At 34.8% G+C, this 6,837-nt stretch carries 4 protein-coding genes; all 4 read right to left on the bottom strand.

Features of this window, described 5'->3' with window-relative positions:
* Window positions 1-179 precede the first annotated feature (179 nt).
* Window positions 180-2,594 carry a hypothetical protein gene (locus M0D21_RS19160; protein ID WP_248332470.1) on the bottom strand — a complete coding sequence of 805 codons (2,415 nt, stop codon included), beginning with the start codon at window positions 2,592-2,594 and terminating at the stop codon, window positions 180-182.
* 150 nt (window positions 2,595-2,744) lie between these two features.
* Window positions 2,745-3,731, bottom strand: coding sequence for a DUF4837 family protein (locus tag M0D21_RS19155; protein ID WP_248332468.1), 987 nt, complete (start codon window positions 3,729-3,731; stop codon window positions 2,745-2,747).
* 16 nt (window positions 3,732-3,747) lie between these two features.
* Window positions 3,748-5,373 carry a lytic transglycosylase domain-containing protein gene (locus tag M0D21_RS19150; RefSeq protein WP_248332466.1) on the bottom strand — a complete coding sequence of 542 codons (1,626 nt, stop codon included), beginning with the start codon at window positions 5,371-5,373 and terminating at the stop codon, window positions 3,748-3,750.
* 210 nt (window positions 5,374-5,583) lie between these two features.
* On the bottom strand, window positions 5,584-6,771 hold the full coding sequence (locus M0D21_RS19145; protein ID WP_248332464.1) for a phosphoglycerate kinase: 1,188 nt from the start codon (window positions 6,769-6,771) through the stop codon (window positions 5,584-5,586).
* Between the last annotated feature and the right edge of the window lie 66 nt (window positions 6,772-6,837).

Genomic DNA, 6,837 nt, shown 5'->3' with positions numbered 1-6,837 from the left:
CGATCACTCGCCTGCTTAGGATAAACCGATGGAGACGTTTGTGAAAAAGATAAGGTACTAAATACCAGAGAAAAGAGTGAAAACAAGAATTTCTTTATCATACATGTTGATTTTAAAATGTTAGTATAAAAATGATAGGCAGTAATAGTTAAAAATAATCTTCGCAATAATTGAGGTCTCTAATTGGACCCTGAAGTATTGATTGTAATTTCTTTTGATATCAAACTGCCATCACTCCTAATACCTTCGATAAAAAAAGTGATCTGTTTTGTAGATGTATCAGGTATTTTTAAAATACCCTCACCATCTTTGTGAAATGTGACCTTGGGTTCCCAATGAATTGTTCCATAATCGGAAAAAAATGAGTTTGAAAAACTAACATATTCTGGGTTATAAAATTGCTTTTTAGGCTCAAAACCATTTTTAATTTCATAACTCTCGATGTTTGCCGCTGCACCAGAGTTTTTTCTAAACCCATTTAAAGGAGTTTTTCTGGAGTAAATGCGTATAACTCCGGCACCGGCACCAGTAAACCCTGAGACAGAACCAGTAGGATCTATATGAATTCTTTCTACATCTGAAGTGCTATAATTAAACAATATATCAAGATCTGTAAGTAACAAATCATCCAAAAAAACCTGCGGAGTTACTGATGCAAATGCACTTTTAAGGCGTAAAGGAATTAAAGTTACATTTCCAGTTGCGGTCGTGCTCAACCCATCGCTACCATATCTAACCCTATAGCCCTGGGTACCTATGTAGTCTAAAATATTCGGGTAGGATCGTGCTAATTTTTCTGTAACCTCTGTAGAATTCTTTTTAATGTATTCTGGAATAAAATCGTTGGTTATGCTTTGCTTTTCATATTTCGTTTTTATTCTTACCTCATCTAATTTTTCAATATCTTCTTTAATAAAGAAATCTGGTATTTCGACGTTTTGAAAAACTATATTATACTTTTTTTCATCACTCCGAGGGGCGAGAAATGATTTTTTATATTGGTTTGATAAGGATTGAAGATATAAACCGGTACTTGTGAACTTCCCATTAGATTTAATGGCCGAAAATTTAATTTTTTCGCCCTTTTCAGGATAGAAATCTGCAATCAAAAAGCTATTATTACTTTTATCTAACTCTATAATTCTTGGTGGACTATTTCTAGATGCGAACATATAAATCTTATCTAAATCTTTTACCGTTTTATTCTGCAGTTTTCCTTTAACAATTAGACCTGACTCAAATTCAAACAATATTTTGGGCGGGTTATTAAATATAGTATTCCATTCGTACTTGCTCCAGCCCTGAGTGAGTAATAGCAAGTCCAAATCATATATTTTCTCTCTATCGATTTCTGTGAAATAATATTTAGGGGTTTCTATATTTCCCCTAAGGTAATTTTCTAGTTTAAATGCAGAAACTATACTATTTTTATGCATATAAGCTTTGGTTTCATGAGGTAGAACCGACACACTAATATCATAACTTAGAACTTGATTGGTTGGGGTTTCTATCTTAAACAACAATGAGTCTTTATGTGTCTGTAAATAGGTTATAGACATATTTGTAGTATCACCAAAAGGATTATTAAATAATAATCTCTCTAATACCGGTACATTATTATTGACCAAGGTGATGGTATTAACTCCATTAAACAGTTCTTCTCTTTTGACTTGAATTGACTTTTTCATTTGACCCGGTAAAAAGTTAACAGGTATTTTTTTAGAAATATGATCTTTTCTAATTAAAAGATAATATGTCTTATCTTGAAGTTCATCTAAAGTAGCTTGATTTGTATTAAGTTCAATAATGATATTATCTTCAAATAGATTATTGATACTTAAAGAAATCCCTTTTCTTTTTATTTCTGGAAAAGAAGCTCGTATTTCTTTTCCGCCATCTAACTCAACGGCTGCGTGGTATTTTTTACCAAAAGATGGTTTCAGATTAAATTTACCTATTCCGAAGCGATTAGAAGTAAAACTTGAAATCTTTGCTCCAGTTTCATCAACCAGAAAACCTTTCTCAAAAGAAACACCATTTCCCAGATTATCAATTAATTTAAATCCAATGGTATTATTGGTGTTATAAACAATGTGCCCTCCTTCAGGAAGTAATTGAAAGTCATATGAAGTCTCCTCATTTGCCCCTTTTTTTATTGTAGAACTATTTATGATTTCAATTTTTTGAGCAAAAGATTCATCCTCAATAAAATTGTTCATCCAATTGGTAGAGCTTCTAAGGTAATAGTTTCCGCTAACCCATGTAGAGTCTATTTTAATACTTCCATATGTAGATCCCATTTCTCCCAAATGAAGACTGCTATGTATAACTTCTCCTCTATCATTAAATAATTCTATACTAAAATTCTTGGTTCTTAAAGAAGATAAGTTGTTCTTTCTGTCGTAGGCGTATGCTTTAAACCATATTTCTTCTCCTTTTAAGTAAGTACTTTTATTCAAATGTAGATATATTGATTCTCTAGGAATCTCAAAATAACGTTCGTTGGCCTCTTCTGGAGAAATTGATGAAGATGCTTGTGAAAAAGATGGTACAGCACATAGTAAAGAAAAAAGAAAAAATAATGGTAGCCTCATAGATGTGTGATTAGTAGTGAAAATTACATTCACACCCTTCAAAAAACATACCATGATCTTGCAGAAAAGGATGAAAACTGCGGTTTACCCCCTAAAAACCGCTAAGTGATACAGAATTTAATATAATATTAAGAAATGTACAGCAGTGTTCTATTCAAACTTAACCGTTTTCATAATCGCTTCGAGCTCAAACATATTATCCCGTTTGTTTACAGAAGGTGCAAATACAAAGCCCTCTAAAACAACTAGACGGTTGTTCTCTTTGTCCTCTATAGCATAATTAACAAATGGTCCTGCCATAAATCTATTTTTGACTTCCCAGGTCCCTTTAGTTTCAAAGGTAAATCGACCATCAAGTTCTGTTTCATATAAATAAGGAGCATAAGCTTCTTCAGTAACGAACTTGCCAACTTCCGAAGTTGGTATTTTTGCTGCTCCAATAGAATCTCTCATTTTTATAATAGCAGCGACGGTATTAGAGTCTTTTGGCACTGTTCCTAAAGGAAGCTCATAAATCATCAAATTCATACTCCCGTGTTGTATGTCTTTACGAATCCAAAAGAACTTATCTTCCTCAATGGCAATTCGGTATGCGGTAGGGATATTCATTGTTAACCCAAGCTTTTCTTCGAGCTGTGGAATTCGTTCTAAAGATTTTTTAATTCGGGCTTGCTTCTCCTTTGTCTCTGTAAGTTTATATTTTGAAATGATCGTTTCGTGATTGTCTCTAATAATAGATATAATGTCATCTTCTGTACTTCCAGAGATTACAAAACCAGTTTGTGGAGTAGCATATTTGTTGTTTAAGTTTTGCATTCTACTTTGCTCTCCGTTTCTGATATATAGAAATGTTCGATTCTTTCTTGCCAATCCTGAAAAAGCCTCTTTAGGCATTTGTCTCATAGAAAACAAAGGTTCTTCTTGAGGGAGACCAGGTACTTCTGCTCCAAAATATTTACGAATCGTATCACCCACTCTTCCTTTCCAGAGATCATTATCTATTACTACAGAAAGTTCATTTATTTTACCTACCGAATGCGCCATAGCGCCCATAGGTTTTTTCTTTTTGTCATTTTTTGAATCGGCACAGCTAATAGCACAAAGTGCACAAAGAAGTATTATCGATAATTTTTTCATAAGATACGATTTGCGGTTATGATTTAGAAAGTCTCAGTTTCATACCGGGTTTTATACCGCTACCGCTAATATCGTTCCAATTTTTAAGATTCTCTACTGTGACCCCCTTAAATTTTTGTGAAATACTCCATAAGGTGTCTCCAGCCTTAACCGTATACATTTCTGAACTCGAAGATACAACTGTTGTTTTTGAAGCTACTTTTCTCGTTTGAGGTTTATCAACTACAGGCCTTCTTGGATATATACTAAGTCTTTGACCTATTCTTAGGTTATTAGATCTCAAACCATTCCACTTCTTAATTTGACTTACTCTTACTCCATACCTTCTAGCAATTTTTCCAAGGTAATCTCCGCTTCGTACTCGGTATCTAATTCTATCGTTGGCTTCAAAATATTTTGGCAAAGGCTTTTCGCGTTTATCAAATTCTGCCTGAGCCATGGCATATATCTTCTCTTCATTGGCTACAAAAGGTCCAACTTTGTCCAACGGTAAACGCAACACATAGTCTTCATCTTTAATAAAAGGGATAATGTCAAGCTTATATGAAGGGTTTAAGAATTGTAGTTCTTCTATATCGATATTCATATATTCTGAAACTTGATCGAGCGTAATCATTTGTTTTACCTTGATGGTATCGGTTTCAAAATATGTAACCTCTGGTTTTCTTGGTCTAAGATTATGTTTGTCTGCGTATTCAAAAATATACATCGTTGCCAAAAACGCTGGTAAATATCCTGCGGTTTCTCTAGGAAGATTATGTCTAATATTCCAATAATTGGTATACCCGCCACTGCGACGAATAGCTTTACTCACATTGCCTGGACCAGAGTTGTAAGAGGCCAGTGCAAGATCCCAGTCTCCAAATATTTCATAAAGTTTGGCGAGATATTTACAAGCAGCTTTGGTAGCCATGATTGGGTCCATACGTTCATCGACATAAGAACTTACCTCTAAGCCATACATTTTACCAGTACCAAACATAAATTGCCATAATCCTGTTGCTCCCACTCTCGATTTTGCTCTTGGTTTAAGAGCAGACTCTACAATAGCCAGATATTTTATCTCCAACGGAATGTTTTGATTATCTAATTCCTGTTCAAAGAGAGGAAAATAAAACTCACTAAGCGCCATTAATCGCTCAAGATGCTCATGTCTATTTTTAAGATATCTCTTTATTACGCTTTCTAAAGAAGGATTATATTCTACGTTAAAAGGAGTTTTTGCATTTAGCTCGGCAAGCCTTGCCTTTAATGTGTCGGTGGGTAAGTCTACATATTCTACCGGTTCGTATTCTAGTTCTGTAACTGACTTATAAATGGTATCAAAAAGACTTGAATTGTATAATTCTTGTTTCCAAAGCGAATCTAGTTTAGACATCTTTGGATGATCTTTTGCTACATAAACAATACTATCTTTTACACTAGTTGATGTAATTGTAGTGGTTTGAAGCTCTGCTCCTGTAGTTCTAATCACCTTAGTTGTATCGATTACTTGAAGCGTATCTTTTTCTAAACTCAGGTTTTCTTCAAGGTCAATTTTCTTATCATTGGTGGAGTTCGGTTGTGTTATGGGTTGTTCTTGCGCACATAAGGTCGCCGAAATCAATACAAAAGAAAAAATGAATGAATACCTGTTTTTCATTTTAAAGCCGTTTAGTTTTAATAATTAGGAATTTCTAGGGTGAAAAGTATCGTTCTCAACACGTTATCAACAATACACCAGCGAAAATCGCATTTTTTTTCTAAAACGCAAAAAATCAACGCGTTAAAAACACAAAAAAATCGGTCGAAACAACCGATCTTTCTAAATTCCTACAAAAAATATCTATATTCTTGTTAAATTTTAATATTTCTAATTTTCTATGGCGGCAATACCTGGTAACGTTTTACCTTCTAAGCTTTCCAGCATTGCTCCACCTCCAGTAGATACGTAACTTACTTTATCACCAAATCCAAATTGTTTTACCGCGGCTACAGAATCTCCTCCGCCCACTAATGAAAAGGCTCCATTTTGTGTAGCTTCGGCAATAGAATGACCAAGAGCAATAGTACCTTTGGCAAAATTCTCCATCTCAAATACTCCCAAAGGACCATTCCAAAGAATGGTTTTCGACTGCAAAATCACCTCATGAAAATTCTTCAAGGTTTCTGGCCCGGCATCTAATCCTTGCCAGCCTTCAGGAATAGCATCTACAGGCACAACCTTAGTATTGGCGGCATTATCAAAAGCGTCGGCTCCCAAAACATCTACCGGTAAATGCACTTTCACTCCTTTTTCTTCTGCCTTCTTAAGGATTTCTAAAGCCAACTCCTGTTTGTCATCTTCACAAATAGAATCACCTATTTGACCTCCCTGAGCTTTAATAAACGTATACGTCATTCCGCCTCCAACAATCAAATGATCTACTTTGTCTAAGATATTTTCAATAATTGTAATTTTTGAAGACACTTTAGATCCTCCTAAAACTGCAGTAACCGGTTTTTCACCACTACTTAATACCTTATCTATACTTTCTATTTCTTTGGCCAACAAGCTACCAAAACATTTGTTTTCTGGGAAAAACTGCGCCACAATAGTAGTAGAGGCATGTGCTCTGTGTGCAGTACCAAACGCATCATTAACATAAATATCTCCCAATTTTGATAACTGCTCTGCAAATGCAACATCTCCCGTAGTTTCATCAGCATGGAATCTTAAATTTTCCAGTAATACCACCTGTCCTGGTTCTAAATCTGCTACTGCATCTTCGGCTTCTTGCCCTACACAGTTGTAAACGAATTTAACCTGAACACCAAGTACTTCAGATACCTTATCTGCAATATGGCGAAGCGAAAATTCGTCTTGCACCCCTTTTGGTCTACCTAAGTGTGACATCAAAACTGCACTACCACCATCTTCCAACACCTTTATTACCGTAGGCTTTGCAGCCTGTATTCTAGTGTCATCGGTTACTTCAAAATTTTCATTTAGGGGCACATTAAAATCTACTCGAATTAATGCTTTTTTGTTTTCAAAATTAAAATCGTTTATAGTTTTCATTATGCTTAAATATTCGGTGTTGTTATGAGAAAACGAAAATAGCTCTATTTCCATAAAAACATTGGT

Source organism: Aquimarina acroporae (assembly GCF_023195925.1).
Lineage (GTDB): Bacteria > Bacteroidota > Bacteroidia > Flavobacteriales > Flavobacteriaceae > Aquimarina > Aquimarina acroporae.
This window is presented reverse-complemented; position numbering and strand designations above follow the sequence as displayed.